The sequence below is a fragment of the Stutzerimonas zhaodongensis genome, assembly GCF_003696365.1.
GTDB classification, from domain to species: Bacteria; Pseudomonadota; Gammaproteobacteria; order Pseudomonadales; family Pseudomonadaceae; genus Stutzerimonas; species Stutzerimonas zhaodongensis.
Genome location: NZ_RFFM01000010.1, coordinates 1 through 21033, shown reverse-complemented (window position 1 = coordinate 21033; position 21033 = coordinate 1). Strand labels below are relative to the sequence as shown.

23 protein-coding genes are annotated in these 21033 nt (G+C 61.7%); 21 read left to right on the top strand and 2 right to left on the bottom strand.

What is annotated here, in order from left to right; genetic code table 11:
• Positions 1–64: 64 nt before the first annotated feature.
• The 20 genes from hemA (at position 65) to EA797_RS20905 (ending at position 19951) form a co-directional block, all read left to right on the top strand.
• A complete protein-coding gene (hemA, locus tag EA797_RS21000) occupies positions 65–1297 on the top strand; it encodes a 5-aminolevulinate synthase (protein WP_122168837.1) in 1233 nt (410 codons plus the stop codon).
• Entirely contained in the window at positions 1297–1800 is a 504-nt protein-coding gene (locus EA797_RS20995; RefSeq protein ID WP_122168835.1) for a GNAT family N-acetyltransferase, read from the top strand. The genes hemA and EA797_RS20995 overlap by 1 nt, the downstream gene beginning before the upstream one ends.
• Positions 1797–2867 carry a Gfo/Idh/MocA family oxidoreductase gene (locus EA797_RS20990; RefSeq protein WP_122168833.1) on the top strand — a complete coding sequence of 357 codons (1071 nt, stop codon included), beginning with the start codon at positions 1797–1799 and terminating at the stop codon, positions 2865–2867. Before EA797_RS20995 ends, EA797_RS20990 begins: the two co-directional genes overlap by 4 nt.
• A gap of 20 nt (positions 2868–2887) precedes the next feature.
• Positions 2888–4741 (top strand): asparagine synthase (glutamine-hydrolyzing), encoded by a 1854-nt coding sequence (gene asnB, locus EA797_RS20985; protein WP_122168831.1) that lies wholly within the window; start codon positions 2888–2890, stop codon positions 4739–4741.
• Between the two features lie 56 nt (positions 4742–4797).
• Entirely contained in the window at positions 4798–6006 is a 1209-nt protein-coding gene (locus EA797_RS20980; protein ID WP_122168830.1) for an MFS transporter, read from the top strand.
• Between the two features lie 19 nt (positions 6007–6025).
• Positions 6026–6964: a LysR family transcriptional regulator gene (locus EA797_RS20975; RefSeq protein WP_122168828.1), complete on the top strand. Its 939-nt coding sequence runs from the start codon at positions 6026–6028 to the stop codon at positions 6962–6964.
• 119 nt (positions 6965–7083) lie between these two features.
• The gene (locus EA797_RS20970; RefSeq protein WP_122168826.1) at positions 7084–7488 is read left to right on the top strand and encodes a hypothetical protein; all 405 of its coding nucleotides are present in this window, start codon (positions 7084–7086) and stop codon (positions 7486–7488) included.
• Positions 7482–8174, top strand: a complete 693-nt coding sequence (locus EA797_RS20965; RefSeq protein WP_122168824.1) for an RES family NAD+ phosphorylase — start codon at positions 7482–7484, stop codon at positions 8172–8174. The genes EA797_RS20970 and EA797_RS20965 overlap by 7 nt, the downstream gene beginning before the upstream one ends.
• 228 nt (positions 8175–8402) lie before the next feature.
• Positions 8403–10349 (top strand): conjugal transfer protein TraG, encoded by a 1947-nt coding sequence (locus tag EA797_RS20960; RefSeq protein WP_208644481.1) that lies wholly within the window; start codon positions 8403–8405, stop codon positions 10347–10349.
• Positions 10346–10798 carry a CopG family transcriptional regulator gene (locus EA797_RS20955; RefSeq protein ID WP_122168820.1) on the top strand — a complete coding sequence of 151 codons (453 nt, stop codon included), beginning with the start codon at positions 10346–10348 and terminating at the stop codon, positions 10796–10798. Before EA797_RS20960 ends, EA797_RS20955 begins: the two co-directional genes overlap by 4 nt.
• Before the next feature lie 53 nt (positions 10799–10851).
• Positions 10852–11802, top strand: coding sequence for a P-type conjugative transfer ATPase TrbB (trbB, locus tag EA797_RS20950; protein WP_122168818.1), 951 nt, complete (start codon positions 10852–10854; stop codon positions 11800–11802).
• Positions 11803–11819: 17 nt separating this feature from the next.
• Positions 11820–12134 carry a TrbC/VirB2 family type IV secretion system protein gene (locus EA797_RS20945; RefSeq protein ID WP_425275597.1) on the top strand — a complete coding sequence of 105 codons (315 nt, stop codon included), beginning with the start codon at positions 11820–11822 and terminating at the stop codon, positions 12132–12134.
• Complete coding sequence (locus EA797_RS20940) at positions 12131–12403, top strand: VirB3 family type IV secretion system protein (RefSeq protein ID WP_122168814.1); 273 nt, start codon at positions 12131–12133, stop codon at positions 12401–12403. The genes EA797_RS20945 and EA797_RS20940 overlap by 4 nt, the downstream gene beginning before the upstream one ends.
• 10 nt (positions 12404–12413) lie before the next feature.
• Complete coding sequence (trbE, locus tag EA797_RS20935; protein WP_122168812.1) at positions 12414–14837, top strand: conjugal transfer protein TrbE; 2424 nt, start codon at positions 12414–12416, stop codon at positions 14835–14837.
• Positions 14834–15565 (top strand): P-type conjugative transfer protein TrbJ, encoded by a 732-nt coding sequence (gene trbJ, locus EA797_RS20930; protein ID WP_122168810.1) that lies wholly within the window; start codon positions 14834–14836, stop codon positions 15563–15565. Before trbE ends, trbJ begins: the two co-directional genes overlap by 4 nt.
• Entirely contained in the window at positions 15562–15774 is a 213-nt protein-coding gene (locus EA797_RS20925) for a hypothetical protein (RefSeq protein ID WP_122168809.1), read from the top strand. Before trbJ ends, EA797_RS20925 begins: the two co-directional genes overlap by 4 nt.
• On the top strand, positions 15771–16952 hold the full coding sequence (gene trbL, locus EA797_RS20920; protein ID WP_122168807.1) for a P-type conjugative transfer protein TrbL: 1182 nt from the start codon (positions 15771–15773) through the stop codon (positions 16950–16952). The genes EA797_RS20925 and trbL overlap by 4 nt, the downstream gene beginning before the upstream one ends.
• A 10-nt stretch (positions 16953–16962) precedes the next feature.
• On the top strand, positions 16963–17655 hold the full coding sequence (gene trbF / locus EA797_RS20915) for a conjugal transfer protein TrbF (RefSeq protein ID WP_122168805.1): 693 nt from the start codon (positions 16963–16965) through the stop codon (positions 17653–17655).
• 11 nt (positions 17656–17666) lie between these two features.
• Positions 17667–18659, top strand: coding sequence for a P-type conjugative transfer protein TrbG (gene trbG, locus EA797_RS20910; RefSeq protein WP_122168881.1), 993 nt, complete (start codon positions 17667–17669; stop codon positions 18657–18659).
• Positions 18653–19951, top strand: coding sequence for a TraB/TrbI/VirB10 family type IV secretion system protein (locus EA797_RS20905; protein ID WP_122168803.1), 1299 nt, complete (start codon positions 18653–18655; stop codon positions 19949–19951). The genes trbG and EA797_RS20905 overlap by 7 nt, the downstream gene beginning before the upstream one ends.
• Positions 19952–20017: 66 nt before the next feature.
• Here EA797_RS20905 and EA797_RS20900 read toward each other — a convergent pair whose 3' ends face one another.
• Both EA797_RS20900 and EA797_RS20895 read right to left on the bottom strand, forming a co-directional pair.
• Positions 20018–20305 carry a type II toxin-antitoxin system RelE family toxin gene (locus EA797_RS20900; RefSeq protein ID WP_122168801.1) on the bottom strand — a complete coding sequence of 96 codons (288 nt, stop codon included), beginning with the start codon at positions 20303–20305 and terminating at the stop codon, positions 20018–20020.
• Positions 20295–20534 carry a type II toxin-antitoxin system RelB/DinJ family antitoxin gene (locus tag EA797_RS20895; RefSeq protein WP_122168879.1) on the bottom strand — a complete coding sequence of 80 codons (240 nt, stop codon included), beginning with the start codon at positions 20532–20534 and terminating at the stop codon, positions 20295–20297. The genes EA797_RS20900 and EA797_RS20895 overlap by 11 nt, the downstream gene beginning before the upstream one ends.
• Before the next feature lie 301 nt (positions 20535–20835).
• Here EA797_RS20895 and EA797_RS20890 point away from each other — a divergent pair.
• On the top strand, positions 20836–21033 hold a 198-nt coding region (locus EA797_RS20890), incomplete at its 3' end, for a helix-turn-helix transcriptional regulator (protein WP_208644480.1).

Below are 21033 nucleotides of genomic sequence, written 5' to 3'. Positions count from 1 at the left end.
TGTAAGGCGCGACGCAGAGGGCTAGCTCGCGCCAGGGCGATCTTGACCGTTCAGGAGAATATGGATGTACCAATCAATACTTCGCCAACAGCTGGAGTTACTGAAGTCCTCCAACCAGTACCGCACGTTCACCACGTTGAGTCGCATCTGTGGACAGTACCCGCTCGCCAAGCTCGAAGGTGCGCCGGACACGCCAGTCGTGGTGTGGTGCAGCAATGACTACCTCGGTATGTCGCAGCATCCGCTTGTACGCCAGCAGATGCATTGGGCGCTTGAGACATATGGGGCGGGATCGGGCGGCTCTCGCAATATCGGCGGGTCACACGAACTATATGCGCGGCTGGAAAGCAGCCTGGCCGACTGGCACGAGAAGGAAGCTGCGCTCGTCTTTCCTACCGGGTTCGGATCGAACGACGCGACGTTGCAATGCCTGCTGAGGCAGATCCCCGACTGTGTCGTCGCCAGCGACGAACGAAACCACGCCTCCATCGTCAATGGCATCCGTGCGACGCCCAACGAGCGCCGGGTCTTTCGTCACAATGATGTGGACGAACTCGAGCAGATCCTCTCGGCTTATCCGGTCGATCGACCCAAGCTCGTCGTGTTCGAATCGATCTACTCCATGGACGGCGACATCGCTCCCATCGCGCAGATCGTCAAGATCGCCAAGCGGTTCAATGCACTCACCTACCTCGACGAAGTCCATGCGGTAGGCATGTACGGTCCTCGTGGTGCTGGCATCGCCGCGAAACTCGGCATCGCCGACCAGGTGGACATCATCCAAGGCACCATGGCCAAGGCGATCGGGGTGATCGGCGGCTACATTACTTCGACACAGACGCTCATCGATGCGGTTCGATCGTTCGCAACGGGATTCATCTTCACCACCTCCTTGCCTCCGGCCATCACCGCCGGCTGCCTAGCCAGCATTGAGCACCTCAAGACCAGCTCCTGCGAGCGCGAGCAATTGCATCGCAGCTCAGGCACGCTCCGTGAACGCCTACGCCAGCACGACATCCCGGTCATGCGCTGTTCCCAGACGCACGTGCTACCGGTACTTGTTGGAGATGCTGAGCGTTGCAAGGCGGCTGCGCATCGTCTGCTGAACGTCCATGGCATCTACCTGCAGCCGATCAACTCTCCCTCGGTTCCGGTTGGCACCGAACGCTTCCGAGTCAATGCAACGCCCAACCACGACCTGAACCAGATCGACCATCTGGCCGCTTCGTTGCGCGAGACGTTCGACCATTTCGCGATCCCGCTGGCCTCGCAAGCGTCTGCAGCGGAGGTGGCTTGATGATCAGCTCGTTGTTTTTGGTACGGCTCGCCACGGCCGACGACATCGCCGCGCTGACCGAACTCAGGGCCCTTCTGCTAGACGGCACCGGAGCAAGCTATTCCAGCCGCACCCCCGAGGACGCAGCGAAGTGGCGTGCGGCCTACAGGAGCTGGCTTGCGGGCGTGCTTGGCATACACGACAGCGTCCAGATCCTGGTTGCCGAGCATCGAGCGTCGAGGCAGCTACTCGGCTGCGCGACGGGCATCATTGATATGAGGGCGCCCACCTCGGCAAGCCCCAACGGCCTGAGCGGTTGGGTCCAATCGGTGGTTGTAGCCCCGCCGTGGCGCGGGCGCGGAATCGCGAACCAGTTGATGCAGGTACTGCTTCGCTGGTTCGCCAATCGGGACGTGGCAACCATTGCTCTACAGACCACAGACAGGGCGTCCGGGCTCTACGGCAAGCTCGGGTTCGCCCCCAGCGGGGAGTGCCTTCTGGTCCGCCAGGAGGTACCGGCATGAAGGTGCTGATCATTGGACTGGGCTACGCAGGCGATCGTTTTCGTCGCGCATTCGAACATGCGGCGAGCCAAACAGGCGTGTCGGTTTCGATCGCCTATGTGGGACGCCAGCAGAAGCCAACGGCGTTGCGCTACTTCAATCGCATTGATGGCGCGCTGCAGGATTTCAACCCCGACATCGTGGTGGTCAGCGTCAATGACATCAGCCACGCGAGCGTCTTGTGCGAACTGGCCGGGTACGAAGGCTTCGTCATTTGTGAAAAACCGCTCACGGCGCCGGCAGATGACCTTGCGAGCGTAGGAGCGGCACTTGCTCAGGTCCGCGGGTTTGCGCTGAACCTGATCGAGCGCTATTCGGATGCCACGCAGGCACTGCGCGACTGGGTCGCTCGTCATGGCTGGCAACCCGTTCGCGCCAGTTTTTACTGGGGTAAGGACCGCCTCAACGACTATCGGCCAACCTGCGGTGTTACCAGTGAAGCAATCCACGCATTGGATCTTCTGGGTTGGATATGTCCAGCGGCAGGGCCGCTGCGCCTGACCGATGCGATAGGCATCCGCTCTGACTTCTCGGTATCAGGCGATGCGGTCCTCGACACGGTTCAATTGAGTGCGACGCTCGGTGACACGCCTATAGCCGGGTATAGCAGCTTCGTCAGTGTTGTTCGACAGCGCACGGTCGACTTCACGTTTGTCGATCACGAAGACCAGTTGATCCATGCGCGGCTGACCTTCGATACGCCGCGATGGGACCACGACCATCTTCGGATCTGGATGCGCGACACCGACGGCAGCGAACTCGTCCTGCACGACCTTCGTGTCTCGCCCGTGCAACCAGGGCTTGAAACGCTCAGTAAGCTCTCGAAGTTCTGCCAGCAGGTTCTGCAGTGGGTCACGCGGCGGCAGCCCCCTGCCCCACGTTTCGCCAGCCTGGACGAATCGCTGGACCTCCAGCGGCTGCTCAATGAACTCGAGCACCGTGCCCGAACGCCCGCCCCAGCACGCTACAACCACGGCGCAACCCGCTCATTGCTCGCTGAAAGCAGCGACCTTGAAGTCCTCGGTTAATAGATCAGCAGGAGAAAACCATGTGTGGAATAGCAGGATGGCTTTCGTTTGGCCAGAACATGCAGACGCAACGAGACACGCTCCAAACAATGACCGAGACGATGTCCAAGCGAGGTCCTGACGCGGGAGGGCTATGGATAGATGGGCCGATTGGGCTTGGCCATCGCAGGCTGTCGATCATTGATCTTGAGGGTGGTCGCCAACCAATGCTGGCTCGTCGTGACGATGGCCTAGAGGCTGCGGCCATCACCTATAGCGGTGAGGTCTATAATTTCCGTGAGCTCCGCACGGAGTTGAAGGTTCTCGGCCATCGGTTCGAGAGCCATAGCGATACCGAAGTTGCCCTGCGGGCCTACGTCGAATGGGGTGAAAGCTTCGTCGATCGACTCAACGGCATGTACGCCTTTGCGCTATGGGATTTGCGCACCCGCGAACTGCTGCTGGTACGCGACCGTATGGGCGTCAAGCCGCTGTTTTACTATGAGACGGCCGACGGCGTAGTGTTTGGGTCCGAACCCAAAGCACTGCTAGCCAACCCGCTCGTTCCGCGCACCGTGCGGGCCGATGGGCTTCGCGAGCTGCTTGAGATGGTGAAAACGCCGGGCCAAGCGATCTTTGCGGGGATGCGCGAGGTCCTGCCGGGTGAGGTCGTACGGTTCAACGAGCACGGCTCACATCGCCGCCGGTATTGGCAACTCGAGGCGCGCGAGCACGCCGATTCGGTCGAACAGACCATACGGCATACCCGTGACCTACTTGAGGACATAGTCCAGCGGCAGATCGTTTCGGACGTCCCCCTGTGCAGCCTGCTCTCCGGCGGGCTGGACTCGTCCATCATCACGGCTCTGGCGTCTAAAAAGCTGTTGGCCGCTGGCAAGCCGAACATCCGCTCTTTCTCAGTCGATTTTGTCGATCACGGCAGTGCCTTTACCAGCGACGCCGTGCGCGGCACCCCCGATGCGCCCTACGTTCGCGACCTGGTCGCGCGCATTCACTCGACCCACAACGAAATCGTGCTCGACAGTGCCGAGTTGGGCGATCCAGCCCTGCGCAGCCTGGTCGTACAGGCACTGGATCTACCACCGGCCTACTGGGGCGACATGTGGCCTTCGCTGTACCGATTGTTTGAACAGGTGCGCCAGCATTCCACCGTGGCCTTGTCTGGAGAAAGCGCCGACGAGGTCTTTGGCGGCTATCGCTGGTTTCACGATCCGGTGGCGATCGAGGCGCAAACGTTTCCTTGGCTGACGTCCGTGACGGGCAAGTATTTCGACGGCAAGACCCTGTTCGATGCCACTCTGCTGAACCAGTTGGATATGCCGGGCTTCGTGCAGGACAGCTACAGCCAAGCAATAGCCGAAACGCCTGTCCTCGCGAGCGAAAGCACCACGGAACGGCGCATGCGCCAAATGAGCTACGTCAACCTGACCCGTTTCGTCCAGACGCTGCTCGACCGCAAGGATCGAATGAGCATGGCGGTCGGCCTCGAGGTCCGGGTGCCGTTTTGCGATCACAGACTCGTCGAGTATGCGTTCAACATTCCCTGGGAAATGAAGGCCTTCGACGGGCGAGAAAAAAGCATCCTGCGCGCGGCAACACGTGACCTCCTTCCCGACTCTATCGCCGATCGGGTCAAGAGCCCCTACCCATCAACGCAGGACCCTGCGTACGAACAGGCGCTACGCACTTCGCTGGCGCACATCATGGCCAGCGACCGTGCTCCCGTACGGGCGCTGCTGGATGCATCGAAGGTCAAGCACACGCTGGACAGGACGGTAGGTGCGTCATCGCCCATGCATGAGCGCATGGGCATGGAGCTCGCGGTTGGGCTGAACACCTGGCTGACAGAGCAGGACGTCACGCTCGACCTGTAACCCGACCGGGCGCGGCCCGGCGGGCCGCGCCCCCTATTTTTTGCGGAGCGTCTGCAATGAACAACCCCTCTCCCAACCACCAGCTATCGGTCTACCTGATCGCCCTCGGCGCGTTCTCGCTGGGCATGGCCTCCTATGTGACAGCGGGGCTTATTCCGCTAATCGAATCGTCGTTCTCGGTCTCGGTCGCCGTCGCGGCTCAGCTTGTTACGGCCTTCACCCTGGCTTATGGCCTCGGGTCGCCCATATTCGTAGCGCTGACACCGCCTGACCGGCAGCGCGCCGGACTCCTGATCGCACTGGGCCTATTCGTACTGGCGAACGCGGCAAGCGCCATCTCTACGGACTTCATGGCTCTGGTCGTCTGGCGGGCCGTTACCGGCATCGGTGCCGGTGTCTACCTTGCCATGGGAATCGGCGCTGCCACCGCGCTCTCGCCGCCCGAGCGCCGCGGCAAGTCGATTGCCCTCATTATGGGAGGCATGGCCAGCGGCGTCGTGCTGGGCGTTCCCCTGAGCCTGATGATAGCCGAGCGCATGGGCTGGCAAGCCGCCCTATGGCTGGTCACCCTGCTCGGCCTGATGGCGTTTGCCGGGTTGATGATCAGGCTGCCCCAGCTACCGGCGGCTCCGGCTAGCTCACTTCGGCAGAAGATGGCAATTCTTGCCGATGGTCACGTCATGACCATTCTGCTTGTTTCACTGCTGGCAGCCGTCGCGAGCCTAGGCATGTACACCTTTATCGCCCCGCTGCTCGCAGACCCCGACCACGGCGCCGTCCGCTCGGTTACGCCCTATCTCTGGATATGGGGCATTGGGGGCGTGCTGGGCAGCTTTCTCGTGGGCCCGATAGTGGATCGCGTCAGGGGACCGGTTCTGGTCTTCGCCATCATGGCCATTCTCTCGGCATCGCTCTTCCTGCTGCCGTTTGCCGCGGCGTCAGGTGCCTGGCTGGTCGCTATTCCCATCGTTGTTTGGGGAGCGGTTGGCTGGGCGCTCCAGGTCCCCCAGAACAACGAACTGATCATGGCCCGGCAGGCGCAGGGAGACGGAAACCTTGCCATTGCCCTGAACGAGTCAGCGCTCTACCTGGGCAGCGCCATCGGTGCGGCAGCAGGTGGTTTCGTCCTCCTGCTTCGGATGCCGACGTGGTCGCTTGCCGCCTGTGCGGGATCAGTTGCCCTGGCGGGTGCATTGCTCCAGATCCTGAACCTGAGACGCCAGGAAGGCTCGCGGCGCGTCAGCCAGCCTGAACTCAACCATTGACCGGGCCGGAGAGACAATCATGGAATTACGTCATCTTCGCTGTTTCGTCGCAGTCGCCGAGGAGTTGCATTTCGCACGTGCTGCGGAGCGGCTACACATCGAGCAGTCACCGCTGTCGAGGATCATCAAGGATCTTGAGTACAAGCTGGGTGTGCAGCTGTTTGAGAGAACCACCCGCCGTATTCGCCTGACATGGGCGGGTACCGTTCTGCTGGCAGAGGCAAGGCGGATATTCGCGGTCGTCGACCAGGCGCGCGCCAGCGTCAAGGGCGCGGCCTCGGGTTACCGTGGACGGTTGCGCGTCGCTCTGTCTGACGGCGTACCGCAATCACGGCTGGCAGCGCTTCTGGCGCTCTGCCGAGAAGAGGATCCCGACGTTGAGATCTGCCTCCACGAAGTCCCATCTTCAGCTCAGATTAAGGGGCTTCAAGAAGACCTGTTCGACGTCGGCTTTGCCCAGCGTGCCGGCCTGGCGGAAGGCTTAACCGCGCTTCCGGTCTGGCTGGACCCGCTGGTTGTGGCGCTGCCGGCTCGGCACCAGTTGCTGGCGCACCGCACCATTCCGCTCGAGGCGCTCACGCGACATCCGCTGGTGCTTTGCGACCCGCAGGTGTGTGAGGGATTCTGGCAGCAGTTGCTGTGTGTTCTTAAGCCGATCGAGTCTAGGCTCACGATCGCTGAACGAGTGCCGACGCTCGACTTGATGATGGCCCTCGTGGCAGCCGGTTACGGGTTGGGCTTTTCGAGCCTGGCGCGCATAACCGAACTGAACAATCCCGACGTCGTCGCCCGTCCGCTCGCAGGCCAAGAGGCAACCCTTACCACCTTTCTGGTGAGGCGCAGCGGCGAACCGTCCGAACAGTTAAAGCGGTTCATCGACAGGGTGACCGGTAGTGAGCATGACGATACGCGAGCCACACCTTGCGACCGGACCCCAAGCATATGTGAGGCTCAGTGATGACTTGGCGTGTTTCAAACGAACCAGAACGGGGGCAACATGTTAGTCCGCTGTCTTTGCCCGCAGATACACGGAGTGCTATATTTGTATCTACAGACACAACAGAGAAGCCTCCCGCCATGACAGCATTCCCCCAGGCACAGGCGTTCACGAAGGACCAATGCGCCACGGGTCTTAGGGCCGCCGTCGCCATTTTGGAAAAATGGCAGGCGACCACCGAGCAAGCGTGCGACATTCTGCGCGTTTCGCGCAGCACACACGCCCGAGCCAAGTTGCGCAATCGGGAGTGGTCCGTCAGCCTCGACTCGGACCAGATGCAACGGGTCAGCTTTATCCTGAACATGCACGCTGCGCTGCGACTGATATTCGACAATCCCGAGAACGTCTACGGTTTTGCGGCCATGGCGAATCACAACGAGTTCTTCAACGGGCGCTCGCCTCTAGAGGTAATGGCCCAAGGTGACATGATCTCGCTGTACGAGACGTACCGCCGCATCGACAGCCTGCGAGGCGCTCAGTGGTAGCTCCGAACGAGCTACCGAAGCGCCCGGGCGGCCAGTGCCAGGCCTTTCGGCTGGTCAATTCGAAGTTTCCGCCGATCGCCCTGTTTGACGACGTGGCCAACGCAGACGAATTCGAGACCCTCTATCAGCTGCAGGCGCTAACCAACCCGCGCCTGCAGAATGAAACGGGCCGCCTTGAGCTGATCGCACGCTCCGAGATCCCATTCGGAATCCCCGGCTGCTCGTATGCGACAGCGCCGTTTACGCATGTGAATCCGGCCGGCTCACGCTTCAGTGATGGCTCGTACGGGGTGCTGTATCTGGCAAGCACTATGGACACGGCGCTTGCCGAAGTTCGGTATCACCAAGACCGGTACTGGTCGAACGTGGATGCGCTGAGCTACGAGCGGTTCGTCTTTCGCGGCCTGGCTTGCCAGTTCGACGAACGCGAGATGCTTGATGCGACCGCTGTCGCGGTGACCGATCCTATCTACGATTCCGACGACTACAGCGCCGGGCATCGTCTGGGCCGTCTCGTCAAAGAGGGAGGATATCCAGGGTTGCGCTACCGATCGGTGCGCAGGCCAGGCTCGGACTGCTGGGCACTCATGACGCCCAGACCCGTGTCTTCGATCGTCCAGACCGCTCACTTCGAAATGATCTGGAACGGCCGGATATCCAGCGTCAGTACCCTCAGCGAAATCTGAGCAAGAAATTGCTCGGTACGCTGACACACGACTGATGCTGCCCCCTAACGCCAGCCGTTTCCCACGTTTGTTTTCTTGCCGCTCCTGCCACAGCACCCACCGAAACGGTCTTTGAACGGTTGAGGCCCATTGGCGAACCTCCCGTACGCGGCGCAGCTAAGTGCCGCGACAACAGGGGGTGGTGCTGCGGTGAAACAGGCATCGAACGTGCTGTACGGTCAGATCCTGATGGTGTCGTCCATGGTGCTGCTTGGCACCTGGACCGCGACCCAGTGGGCTGCCTCGGCGCTTGGCTACCAGCACCGGCTCGGCACGCCCTGGTTCGATCTGTTTGGCGTACCGGTCTATCACCCCTGGCGCCTGTTTAACTGGTGGTTTTTCTTTGGGCCGTACGCACCCGATGTATTCGATATCGCGGGAGCGATTGCTGCCGCCAGCAGCGGCGCGTCGCTCATCGTGGCGGTCGGCATGGCGCTGTGGCGAGCTCGACAATCACGGCGCGCCACGACCCATGGTTCGGCTCGCTGGGCCACGCCAGACGAGGTGGTCGCAGCCGGTCTCACCACGGGCTCCGGCGTGTTCCTGGGTCTGCATGAACGTCGCTATCTACGTCACGATGGCCCGGAGCACGTGTTGGCTTTCGCTCCGACACGCTCGGGCAAGGGCGTCGGCCTCGTGGTTCCGACGCTTCTCTCCTGGCCGGCCTCCGCTGTCGTTCACGATATCAAGGGCGAGAACTGGCAGCTCACGGCAGGTTGGCGCTCGAAGTTCTCTCACTGCCTGCTGTTCAACCCGACCGACCCGGCGTCCGCCGCCTATAACCCGCTGCTGGAGGTTCGCCGGGGCAGTCACGAGGTTCGGGACGTACAGAACATCGCCGATATCCTTGTTGATCCCGAGGGTGCGCTCGAGCGCAGGAACCATTGGGAGAAAACCAGCCATGCGCTATTGGTCGGCGCCATCCTGCATGTGCTCTACGCCTGCGAGGACAAGACACTACGGGGTGTCGCAAACTTCCTGTCCGACCCGAGCTGCACTTTCGAACTGACCCTGCATCGCATGATGGGCACCACGCACCTGGGCGAGTCTCCACACCCAGTCGTGGCGTCGGCGGCCAGAGAGGTGCTGAACAAAAGCGAGAATGAACGCTCCGGCGTGCTCTCGACTGCCATGTCGTTTCTTGGTCTCTACCGGGACCCGACGGTGGCGCGGGTGACCTCACGCTGCGATTGGCGCATTGCCGACCTGATTGCTGCCCGGCATCCGGTTTCGTTGTACCTGGTGGTTCCCCCATCCGATATCAGTCGAACCAAGCCGCTGATTCGATTGATTCTGAACCAGATCGGAAGACGGCTGACCGAGTCGCTCGATGGTGCGGACGGCATCGAGCGCAAACACAAACTGCTGCTGATGCTCGATGAGTTCCCGGCGCTCGGGCGGCTGGACTTTTTCGAGTCGGCGCTGGCGTTCATGGCCGGCTACGGGCTGCGCGCCTTTTTGATTGCGCAGTCACTGAACCAGATCGACAAGGCCTATGGGCAAAATCATTCGATACTGGACAACTGCCATGTTCGAGTCACGTTCGCCACCAATGACGAGCGCACTGCCAAACGCATTTCCGAGGCGCTTGGTATGGCAACTGAGGTTCGCGCCCAACGCAACTATGCAGGTCATCGACTCGCTCCCTGGCTTGGCCATCTCATGGTGTCTCGCCAGGAAACGGCTCGCGCTCTGCTGACGCCGGGTGAGGTCATGCAGCTGCCACCCGCCGAGTCGGTCGTCATGCTTTCGGGGCATCCACCGATCCGTGCACAAAAGCTTCGCTATTACGACGATGCGAACTTCACCAGGCGTGTCTGTCGGGCGCCCTGGTTGGCGCCGGACACCTACATCGATGCTCCACCGCCCAGCCCGGATGACTGGACTGCCCTCATCGCGCCGGAAATACGTACAGGATTGTCTTCCGAATGCGCGCCCGCCGCTGACGGTGACGCCGAGGACGGTGGACCGCTGCATCAGTGGACGCTGGCGCAGCCCCCCCAGGACCCGGCCAGCGACCTGAACCTACTCGACGATGATCAAGACGCGTCCTGCTCGGCTCACCAACCAAACAGGTCCGCCAACCGGCAAACCTGGACCGCCCTGCCGGACCCCGACGACGGAATCATCCTATGAGACGCACTCGATTAAACCTGTTCATCGAACCGGAACACGCCAGGCGCCTGGACGAGCTGGCTATCAAAAAGGCCGTCTCCAAATCATCGCTGGTTGCCGCAGCACTGGCCGCCTGGCTGGGACCAACGTCGGGCGACCAGCGGGAAACCGCGATGGCCAAGCGCCTGGATCGACTGTCCCGGCAGTATGAGCGCCTCGAACGCGACCAGAACATCCTCATCGAGACCGTTGCGCTTTACGTGCGCTACTACCTGACGGTTGTCACCCCCGTACCGGAAGCGCATCAGGATGCAGCCAGGGCTCAAGGCCGGCTTCGCTTTTCGCAGTTCGTCGAACAATTGGGACGGCGACTGCAAAAAGGGCGACGCCTGCTTGATGACGTCCAGACCGACTCATTTGCCGACAACACGGGTCCAGAGGCAGACCCAGGGCGGGGCGAGCCGACATGATGTCACGCTCAGCTTCATCATCGATTGGCTCCCCTCTGGAGCGAAGCCGCCAGATGCTGCGTACCGCCATGGGCCCGCAAATCGCAGCCGCACTGGACGACCCCGACGTACTCGAGGTGATGCTCAATCCGGACGGGCAGCTGTGGGTCGACAGGCTCGGCGCAGGCCGGTCTCCGCTGGGCATGCTTTGCGCTTCAGATGGCGAACGCATCATCCGCCTGGTTGCGGCCCATGTCGGCGGCGAGGTGCATCGCGCAAGGCCCCTCGTAAGCGCAGAGCTCCCCGTGAGCGGCGAGCGATTCGAAGGCGTCTTGCCCCCGGCCTCACCTGCTCCCGTTTTCTCCCTGCGCAAACGCGCTGCGCATGTCATTTCTCTCGATCAATACGCGTCCGGAGGGATTCTTTCGTCGCAGCAGGCCGACTGCCTGCGCGAGGCTGTTCAGCAGCGGCTCAACATCGTCGTTGCCGGCCCCACGAGTAGCGGAAAGACCACCCTCGCCAATGCCCTGCTCGCTGAAGTTGCCAAGACGGACGACCGCGTACTGGTGCTCGAAGACACCGTCGAGCTCCAGTGCACGGCTCGCGATCAGGTCACCCTCCGCTCTCAGCCAGGGATCGTCGACATGGCGGACCTTATGCGCAGCACGCTTCGCCTGCGGCCGGATCGGATCGTCGTTGGCGAGGTAAGAGGCGCTGAGGCGTTGGATCTGATCAAGGCATGGGGTACCGGCCATCCCGGCGGTATTGCCACCCTCCATGCCGGCTCCAGCCTCGGTGCGCTGTTGCGCATCGAGCAGTTGATCCTTGAGGTCGCCCGCACCGCCCCTCGCGCCCTGATCGCCGACGCCGTAGACCTGATCGTTCTCCTCGACGGTCGCGGGCGCGAGCGGCGTGTGCGAGAGCTATCGAGAGTCCTCGGCTACGACGGGCATGGCTACCGGCTCGAAGCGGCCAACGGTGTATCCACGCAAATCCAAGCCACCCACCAGGAAAACCCGTCATGACCCGCCACTTCCGCGCTATGAACCTGACGACCCTCAGCAGGCACGGCATATCGCTCGGCCTTCTCTGCGCCGCCATGCCAGCGCTTGCAGCTGGATCCGGCATGCCCTGGGAAGCGCCTCTTCAACTCATTCTCGAGTCGGTGCAGGGCCCCGTCGCAAAGATCGTTGCGGTGATCATCATCATTGCGACCGGGCTGGCCTTGGCGTTCGGCGACACCAGTGGTGGCTTTCGCAAGCTGATCCAGATCGTATTCGGCTTATCGATTGCCTTCGCCGCTTCATCGTTCTTTCTGACCTTCTTCAGCTTTGCAGGCGGGGCGCTGCTCACATGACCCAGCCGAGCCAGCACCTGCCAGGATTCGAGTTGCCCCTGCACCGTTCCCTCTGCGAACCCATTCTCCTCGGTGGCGCGCCCCGCAGCGTGGCCATCCTCAATGGAACCGCCGCTGCGGTGGTCGGGCTGGGCCTCCAGCTGTGGCTGCCGGGATTGGCGCTATGGCTCGCCGGCCAAGCCATGGCCGTTTGGGGCGCCCGGGCGGACCCGCAATTCATGGAGGTGTTTGCGCGCCACCTGAAATACCCGCCTCTGCTCGACCTGTAGGTAGCCGACAATGCTGAACCTCCGCGAATACCGTTCTCGACCAACCAAACTGGCCGATTGGCTTCCCTGGGTCGGCCTCGTAGCGCCTGGTGTCGTACTCAACAAGGACGGCTCGTTCCAACGTTCCCTTCGTTTCCGAGGCCCGGATCTGGAAAGCGCCACCGAGGCCCAACTGTTGGCCACCACGGCGCGCCTGAACAATGCCCTGCGTCGTCTCGGTTCGGGATGGATGCTGCAGGTCGAGGCCGACCGGAGGGATGCCGCGCATTACCCGACGGGTCAGTTCGCCGACCCGCTGTCCTGGCTCGTCGACGAGGAAAGAAGGGGCAGTTTCGAGTCGGCAGGAAGCCATTTTGAAAGCGACTATCACCTAACGCTGGTGTACCTGCCCAGGGAGCAGGCTCATGCCAGCGCTGCCAACCTGCTCTATGCAGACCGGCCGCAACGCGGCGCCGACTGGCGCGGCCAGCTGGCCGCGTTCATCGATGAAACGGGGCGTTTCGAGGCGCTTCTCGAGGGGGTAATGCCTGAATGTCACTGGCTCGACGATGCCCAGACGTTGACCTACCTGCACGGTACGATTTCGGCGAACAGGCATTCGGTAGCGCTGCCGGACGCGCCCTTCTATCTCGACGTACTCCTGGCAGACCAGCCGCTAACAACGGGGCTCGCCCCGATGCTCGGCGAGCAGCATCTGCGCGTTTTGTCTGTTCGCGGTTTCCCCACGTCCAGCTGGCCTGGCGTGCTAAACGAACTGAACAACCTTGGCATCACGTACCGGTGGTCGACCCGCTTCATCTGCATGGACAAGACCGAGGCATTGGCTGAACTGACGCGCTTGCGGCGCCAATGGTTCGCCAAGCGCAAGGGCGTCCTGACGCTGCTGCGAGAAACCGTCTTCCAGCAGGAAAGCCCACTGCTCGACAACGACGCCTCCAACAAGGCCGCTGACGCCGACGCGGCGCTGCAGGACCTCGGTGCCGATCGGGCCGCGTACGGCTATTTCACCGCTACGGTCACGGTCCTCGATGGCGATCCCCAACATGCCGATGAAAAGCGCCGGCTAGTGGAACGAACCATCCAGAGCCGCGGCCTGGTGACGATTAACGAGCAGTTGAATGCCGTTGAGGCGTGGCTCTCCTCCGTTCCGGGCAACGCGTACGCGAACGTGCGACAGCCCATTGTCTCCACGCTAAACCTGGCTCACCTGATGCCCGTCTCGGCCGTATGGGCCGGACCGATACGCAATGCGCACCTGAACGCGCCACCGTTGATGATGACAAGAACCGAAGGCGCTACCCCGTTTCGCCTGGTCACCCATGTTGGCGATGTTGGGCATACGCTCATCGCCGGGCCTACGGGCATGGGAAAGTCGGTGCTGCTCGCCATTCTCGCGCTGCAGTTTCGCCGGTACCGCGGCGCCCGACTGGTCATCTTCGACATGGGCGGCTCATTGCGTGCCACCACGCTCGGTCTCGGTGGCGACCACTATGACCTTGGCCGCGACGGGCATGTCGCGTTCCAGCCGCTCGCTTTTATAGACGACGACGGCCAACGCGCGTGGGCGAGCGAGTGGATCCAGGCCCGACTGCAGGCCGAGGGCCTAGCGCTTACGTCGGCACAGAAAACCTCGATCTGGACCGCTTTGAATAGCCTTGCCGGGGCGCCAGTCGGGCAGCGCACCATGACCGGCTTTACGGTGCTCTTGCAGGACAGGCAGATGCGCGAGGCCCTTCAGCCCTATGTCTTTGGTGGTGCGATTGGCCGGCTGCTCGATGCCGATGAGGAGCGGCTGGGACGCGCTGATACTCAATGCTTCGAAATGGAAGAGTTGATGCACAGCAGAGCCGCCGTCGCGGCAGTGCTGGGATACCTTTTTCAGCGCTTCGAGGCGCGTTTTGATGGTGCGCCAACGCTGCTCATCCTGGATGAGGCGTGGCTATTCCTGGATGAACCGCTGTTCGCCGCGCGCATCCGTCAGTGGCTCAAAACACTGCGAAAGAAAAACGTGTCGGTCATTTTCGCAACGCAGTCGCTGGCCGACATTCGCTCGTCGAGCATTGCCACCGCCGTCATCGAAAGCTGTCCGAGCCGGATTCTTCTGCCAAATCCCCAAGCGCGCGAACCCCAGGTACGCGAGCTTTACCAGGCGTTTGGTCTGAACGAGCGGCAGATCGAGATGATCGCCCGGGCAACGCCCAAGCGCGACTACTACTTCCAATCCCGCCAGGGCAATCGCTTATTCGACCTCGACCTGGGGCCGATCGCACTCGCGTTTGCCGCAGCGGCCAGCCCGCAGGATCAACGGGAGATAGATGCAGTTCTCGAGACTGCAGGCGTTGATGGCTTTGCTGGCGCATGGCTCGATGCGAAGGGGCTGCCGTGGGCTGCCGGTCTGCTCGAATCTCACAGCTCGTTGCAGGTGGGCATATGAGCCGACAGCTCCGGTTCAACGGGGCGCTGGGCCTAATTTGCCTATCGCTTAGTACGCATGCCTGCGCGATGACGGTAATCGACCCAACGAATCTCGCGCAGAACACGCTGACTGCCGTGCGCACTCTGGAAATGGCAAACAACCAGCTCAGTCAGCTACAAAACGAAACCCAGATGCTTCTGAATCAGGCCAGACATCTCGCGACGCTCGATTTCAATGTGGTTGAACGGTTGAAATCGTCCATCACGACAAGCAACCAACTGCTCGCCCAGGCACAGGGCCTGGCCTATGAGGTATCGCGGCTCGATCGGGAATTCGCCCGCCTTTACCCGCAAGAGTACGCGAGGACCATGACAGGATCCGAAATGGCCAAGCAAGCGCACGAGCGTTGGGGCCAGGGCCGTGACGGAATCCATACGGCACTTCGCATGCAGGCGCAGCTGTCGCGGAGCCTGGAGGGGGACCAGGCAGTACTGACCGACCTCCTAGCCCAGAGCCAATCGGCGGTAGGGGCTCTGCAAGCCAATCAGGCCACCAACCAGCTTCTCGCCCTGCGGGCGAAGCAAGCAATTCAGGCCCAGCAGTTGGCCATCACCCAGAGCCGCTCGATTGCACTCGATCAAGCCCGCCAGATTGCTTCGGAGGAGCAAGCACGCGAACAACGACGGCGGTTCATGGGAACCGGTACGCGCTACACGCCGCAGCCAGTCAGGCTGTTCGGGCGATGAGCTACAGGTTCGCGTTTGCTGCTCTGCTCAGCACGGTGCTGGTGGCGGGCGGCTGTGACCGGGCGAGTACTGCTCACGCGTCCTGCAAACCAAGCCATATGCCCACCGCATCGCAGCGGTTCTTCATGGGACAGGCAATCCCGGGCGAGTTTCTTACCCTGGAAAGTCTCCCTCCGATACCCGCCACCTTCGACGATGACGAGCCATGAACGACGTCGGCGTAATCGACCGATTCCTAGAGGTGTTTTCACTCTACATCGACTCGGGCTTTGGTCTGCTGAGCGGCGAAATCGCGTTTCTCTCGGCCACCCTCGTCGCCATCGACATGACTCTTGCCGGCTTGCTTTGGGCGACATCCTCGGACGATGTCATTGTGAAGCTTCTCAGGAAGACACTCTATGTCGGCGCCTTCGCCTTCATCATCGGCAATTTCAACTGGCTCGCCGAGACAATCTTCAACTCCTTCGCGGGCTTGGGATTATTGGCGTCCGGATCGCAGCTGACGCAGGACCAATTTCTACAACCCGGACGACTGGCCGCCGTCGGTATCGAGGCAGGTCGCCCGCTACTCGATCACATCGGCAGCCTGACCGGTGTTACCAAGACCGTTTCGAACATCGACAGCATCGTCGTGCTGTTTCTGGCTTGGCTGGTGGTGCTCATCAGCTTTTTCATCCTGTCGATCCAGCTATTCGTCACCCTCATCGAGTTCAAGTTGACGACCCTCGCAGGCTTCGTTCTGGTGCCCTTCGCGCTTTGGAACAAGACGTCTTTTCTCGCCGAGAAGGTGCTCGGAAACGTGGTGTCGTCAGGAATAAAGATCCTCGTGCTCGCTGTGATCGTGGGCATCGGCACTGGCTTGTTCAGCGAATTCCTGTCCGCCCCGGACGAACCCTCAATCGACCACGCGCTGGCTACCATGCTTGCCGCCCTGGCCATGCTGGGGCTAGGCATCTTCGGTCCGGGAATCGCCACGGGCCTGGTCTCGGGCGCACCGCAACTGGGGGCTGGCGCTGCTGCTGGAACGGCCTTGGGCGTCGCCGGGATAACCGCCGGTGCCGCGGCGATGGTAGCGGGCGCAGGTGGCGCCGCAGCCGCGGCGGCTCGCCTGTCACACGTAGGCCCTGGCGGACCGATGGCCGAGTCTGGGTCGGCAATCGCCGGTGGCACCCAGTCCGCAGCGGTATCCAGCGGATCGCTGAGCACAGGCGAAGCTGCAACCGCAGCGACATCAACTCCTTCTGGAACGCAGCCGGCTTGGGCCCGGCGCCTGCAGCGCAAGCAGCAGGTCAGCCAGGCGACATCGACCCTCGCCCATACGCTGCGCGGCGGTGACGCTGGCGGCTCGGCACAGGGGCCTCGTCTCAGGGATTCTTCAAACAGCTAGGGGAACGCAGATGCGGTTCAAACGAACCAGGGTCCGGTATTCGGAAACGCCCTCTCCCATCACACCCTACCAGGCGGCCGGGCAGGCCTGGGATGAGCGCCTGGGCGCGAGCCGGGTTCAGGCCAGCAACTGGCGGATGATGGCGTTCGGCTGCCTGGGCCTTGCACTGTTGATGGCATCAGGGCTGGTGTGGCGCTCGTTGCAGTCGACCGTTACGCCCTATGTGGTCGAGGTCGATAGCGCCGGCCAGGTACGTGCGGTCGGCGAAGCGCCCATTCGCTACCAGCCAAAGGACGCGCAGATCGCCTATCACCTGGCTCAATTCATCAGCCTCGTGCGTGCGCTTCCGATCGACCCGATCGTGGTCCGGCGAAACTGGCTGGCCGCCTACCAATACACCACCGACCGTGGCGCCGCGACGCTCAATGAGCATGCGCGGACGCACAACCCCTTCACCCGGGTGGGCAAGGAGTCGGTGACGGTTGAAATCACCAGTGTCGTGCGCGCCAGCGACCGCTCGTTCCAGATTCGATGGGATGAGCGTCGCTACGTCAACGGCGCGCCGTCTGGCGTCGAGCGCTGGACGGCCGTGCTCTCGATCGTTCTTCAAGCACCCCGTACCGAAGAGAAGCTTCGGAGCAATCCGCTAGGCATCTACATCGACGGCCTGTCCTGGAGCCGAGAACTGAACACCACGCAATGAGCCAAGCTGCCATGAATAATGCAACCCGCCTCTACGTCTACCCGCTCCTATTCGCCATGCTGACTGGCTGCACCAACCGAAGTGCACCGGCTCCGGTCGTTACGCTGGACGAACCCGTTCGGGCTCAAGAGCTGCCGAGCCCGCCCGAGCCCTTCAAGGTTGTCACGATCCCACAACCGCTGGCGCTGCCGGCACAACTTAAGCCACTGCCAACTGCCAATCCGGCGCACAAGCCTGTCGATGCGAGAGAGAGCGTTACACAAGCGAACCGTGATGCCCGTGTTGCACCGACTCGTGACGGGTACATCAACGCCATCCAGGTCTGGCCTTACTCGGACGGCGCTCTGTATCAGGTCTACGCCAGCCCGGGTCGAATAACGGCAATCAACCTACAGCCGGGCGAGGAGCTGGTCACTGTGGCCGCGGGGGACACCGCTCGCTGGATTGTCGGCGATACGGTGAGTGGCAGTGACGACAACGCAAGAGTCAGCGTGCTCATCAAGCCGACTCGAACTGGACTGGAGACGAACCTGCTCGTAACGACCACACGGCGAAGCTATCTCGTCGAGCTGACCTCGACTGAAAAAACCTGGATGGCGTCGGTGTCCTGGGATTACCCGGACGACCGCATGCGCTCGCTAACGCGTCGAGCCGCTGCGGCGCGTTCTGCTTCGCCGGTCGACGTTGGCCTGTCGCTCGCGCAGCTGCGCTTCCGGTATGTGATCGGCGGTAGCAACCCGCCGTGGAAGCCACTGCGAGCGTTCGACGATGGGCGCAAGGTGTACATCCAGTTTCCCCCAGGCATCGCACAGGGTGAGTTGCCGCCTCTATTTGTAGTGGGACCAGAGGGAGACGGGCAACTGGTCAACTACCGGTTTCGCTCCCCCTACTACATTGTGGACCGGTTGTTTGGCGCAGCCGAGCTGCGGCTCGGCGCTGACAAGGGTGATGTAGTTAGGATCGAGCGCACCGATGGGCTGGCACGGAAGGCACCGGCATGGTGAGCAAGTCCGACGATTCTCCGCACGGCGATGCCCAAGCCATGCCGCCAAAGGTGGCTCCGGAAACACTGGAACTGCGCGCCAGACCACCACGCGTCACCCGTCTTAACCCACGGACACTAGCAGCAGTCGTCGGCGGACTCGCCGCTGTCGTGTTGGGCGCTCTCGTGTGGTCGTTGCAGCCCCAGCATCGAGCCAAGATTGCGGCGAGGGACGAACTCTTTAACGTGGAGCGTATTCCCCGCTCAGAAGGACTGGACAGGCTACCGGCCGATTACGCCCAGCTTGAGCCAACGGCAACGCCATCGCCAGTGCCGCAGCTTGGCCCTCCGCTTCCTGGCGACGTCGGCGCGGCCATAGTCAAGGTGCAGGGCCAGGCCCTCGTCCCCGGTGATGCAGCTAAAGCGGACAACAACGCTGAGGAGCTGCGCCTGGTAACGCTCAGGGAAGCCGAGGACGCGGTGCGTTCACCGATTTTCTTCGGAGTCGGGGGATCAAATGCCCCGAGTGGCCGGCGTTCGGGTCTCGCCACTAATGGCTTGGATCGCGGCGCGCCTCCGATGACAACCGAAGCTGGCGCTGCATTAGCGAGCCGGGGGGATCCGAACGAGCCGTTTACCAGTAATTCAGCCAATGCACAGAAGCGGGATTCAGGATTTGTTCAACTCCCAGTGTCACCCTACCAACTGATGGCTGGCACCGTTATCGCGGCCGCATTGGTGACCGGAATCAAATCGGACCTGCCGGGCGAGGTAATCGCCACCGTGACCGAGCCGGTGTATGACAGCGCAACGGGTGAGCACCTGCTGATACCACAAGGCTCGCGTCTGCTGGGTCGCTACAACAGCCAGGTCAGCTACGGGCAGCGGCGCGTGCAGGTCGTTTGGCAACGCTTGATCTTTCCGGACACTACCTCCGTTCAATTGGATAACCTGGTTGGTACCGATGCCGCCGGGTATTCAGGCTTGGAAGATGGCGTTGACTGGCATTGGGATCGCATCGCCGCAGGCGCTGCCATGAGCAGCCTGCTGGGGATCGGCGCCGAACTGGCAGCTCCTCAAAACCGCAGCGACAGCGACCGAGTCATCATTGCCGGACGCGACGGCCTGCAGGACACGGTCAACCAAGTCGGCCAGCAAATGACCCAGCGCAACCTTGATATCAAGCCTACGCTCACGCAGCGTCCTGGCTTGCCGCTTCGCGTGATCGTCAATCGCGACATGGTGCTCCATCCGTTTCCGGAGGCATTTGGTGAACGGACGGACCCACCCCTAATCGAGGGAAACGTCAGGTAGCGAAGGAGCGATTGCCTTCACTGGAAGCAATTTGAATCGAGTGTCGGGGGCCAGACACCCCTGCTGTTATTTGAGACGCCCAGCTGCCTTGCTATATGCCTGTTCGCGTTCACGGCGATCAACCGCAATCACAAATACCACCACCTCTTGGTCGAGCACCTGATACACCAAGCGGTAGCCGCTGCTTCGTAATTTGATCTTGTAGCAGTCCGGCAGCGAGCGGAGCCGATTAGCCTCAATTCGCGGATTCAGCAATATTTCCGCAAGCTTTTTCTTGAGCTGCTGGCGGACGGTGTCGCCAAGCTTTTGCCATTCTTTCAGTGCCCGCGCATCGAACTCGAGGCTATAGGTCATCCAGCGCAACCTTCACGCGCTGTGGGTCTGCAAGACGCTCACGAACAGTGGCGATCATCGCTTCGTCTTCCTCGGTCATCAACACTGGTCGAAATGGTAGCTGTCCGCGCTCGGCCACATACTGCAGAGTCTGCCGCATCAACTCAGAAGGGGTAATGCCGAGCTTTTCAAGTTCATGGTACGCCCGGGCTTTTAGTTCATCATCGACACGTATATTTATAGAAGCCATGGCGATAACACCTGTAATGACAATTGTCATTACAATGGCAGCTTTACTGTAACCAGGCAACCATTTCAAAGCCCACGGTACGTCTTGCGTAACCCCCAGTCTTGCCTTCTTTCCGGACTTTCATGGTCCCTCTCGCCCATAGAGTTGGTACCTGCCAGCCCGCGCTCCGCGAGGCAAGTGCCGCATTGGGTCTGGATGATCGCCATCCTACGCCTACGTTCTCCCATGCCGGTTTCTGCAGGTGAATGAGTCGATCAGCATGCATTCGTGCATGTCGCGCGCCCTGCTAAGAGGACATCTCATGAACCGTACCGAATGTCAGCCAACTCGCGCCACAAACCTCATGGTGGATGCCAAAACGCTGTCCCGGACAGTCGGCGTCAGCGTCCCGACGTTGTATCGCTGGATGGGTGAGTTGGGCTTCCCGCGCCCCATCAAGCTTTCCGCCCGCTGCTCGCGTTGGCCTATGGCCGATGTCGAGGAATGGATCGAGAGTCGA

Excerpts from the sequence above, each read along its gene's own strand:
- EA797_RS20900 (WP_122168801.1), bottom strand. The coding sequence starts at position 20,305 with ATGACCTATAGCCTCGAGTTCGATGCGCGGGCACTGAAAGAATGGCAA.
- EA797_RS20995 (WP_122168835.1), top strand. The coding sequence starts at position 1,297 with ATGATCAGCTCGTTGTTTTTGGTACGGCTCGCCACGGCCGACGACATC.
- EA797_RS20980 (WP_122168830.1), top strand. The coding sequence starts at position 4,798 with ATGAACAACCCCTCTCCCAACCACCAGCTATCGGTCTACCTGATCGCC.
- EA797_RS20895 (WP_122168879.1), bottom strand. The coding sequence starts at position 20,534 with ATGGCTTCTATAAATATACGTGTCGATGATGAACTAAAAGCCCGGGCG.
- EA797_RS20990 (WP_122168833.1), top strand. The coding sequence starts at position 1,797 with ATGAAGGTGCTGATCATTGGACTGGGCTACGCAGGCGATCGTTTTCGT.
- asnB (WP_122168831.1), top strand. The coding sequence starts at position 2,888 with ATGTGTGGAATAGCAGGATGGCTTTCGTTTGGCCAGAACATGCAGACG.
- trbB (WP_122168818.1), top strand. The coding sequence starts at position 10,852 with ATGCTGCGTACCGCCATGGGCCCGCAAATCGCAGCCGCACTGGACGAC.
- trbG (WP_122168881.1), top strand. The coding sequence starts at position 17,667 with ATGAATAATGCAACCCGCCTCTACGTCTACCCGCTCCTATTCGCCATG.
- trbJ (WP_122168810.1), top strand. The coding sequence starts at position 14,834 with ATGAGCCGACAGCTCCGGTTCAACGGGGCGCTGGGCCTAATTTGCCTA.
- EA797_RS20960 (WP_208644481.1), top strand. The coding sequence starts at position 8,403 with ATGGTGTCGTCCATGGTGCTGCTTGGCACCTGGACCGCGACCCAGTGG.
- trbE (WP_122168812.1), top strand. The coding sequence starts at position 12,414 with ATGCTGAACCTCCGCGAATACCGTTCTCGACCAACCAAACTGGCCGAT.
- hemA (WP_122168837.1), top strand. The coding sequence starts at position 65 with ATGTACCAATCAATACTTCGCCAACAGCTGGAGTTACTGAAGTCCTCC.
- EA797_RS20975 (WP_122168828.1), top strand. The coding sequence starts at position 6,026 with ATGGAATTACGTCATCTTCGCTGTTTCGTCGCAGTCGCCGAGGAGTTG.
- trbL (WP_122168807.1), top strand. The coding sequence starts at position 15,771 with ATGAACGACGTCGGCGTAATCGACCGATTCCTAGAGGTGTTTTCACTC.
- EA797_RS20940 (WP_122168814.1), top strand. The coding sequence starts at position 12,131 with ATGACCCAGCCGAGCCAGCACCTGCCAGGATTCGAGTTGCCCCTGCAC.
- trbF (WP_122168805.1), top strand. The coding sequence starts at position 16,963 with ATGCGGTTCAAACGAACCAGGGTCCGGTATTCGGAAACGCCCTCTCCC.
- EA797_RS20905 (WP_122168803.1), top strand. The coding sequence starts at position 18,653 with ATGGTGAGCAAGTCCGACGATTCTCCGCACGGCGATGCCCAAGCCATG.
- EA797_RS20970 (WP_122168826.1), top strand. The coding sequence starts at position 7,084 with ATGACAGCATTCCCCCAGGCACAGGCGTTCACGAAGGACCAATGCGCC.
- EA797_RS20925 (WP_122168809.1), top strand. The coding sequence starts at position 15,562 with ATGAGCTACAGGTTCGCGTTTGCTGCTCTGCTCAGCACGGTGCTGGTG.
- EA797_RS20945 (WP_425275597.1), top strand. The coding sequence starts at position 11,820 with ATGAACCTGACGACCCTCAGCAGGCACGGCATATCGCTCGGCCTTCTC.
- EA797_RS20955 (WP_122168820.1), top strand. The coding sequence starts at position 10,346 with ATGAGACGCACTCGATTAAACCTGTTCATCGAACCGGAACACGCCAGG.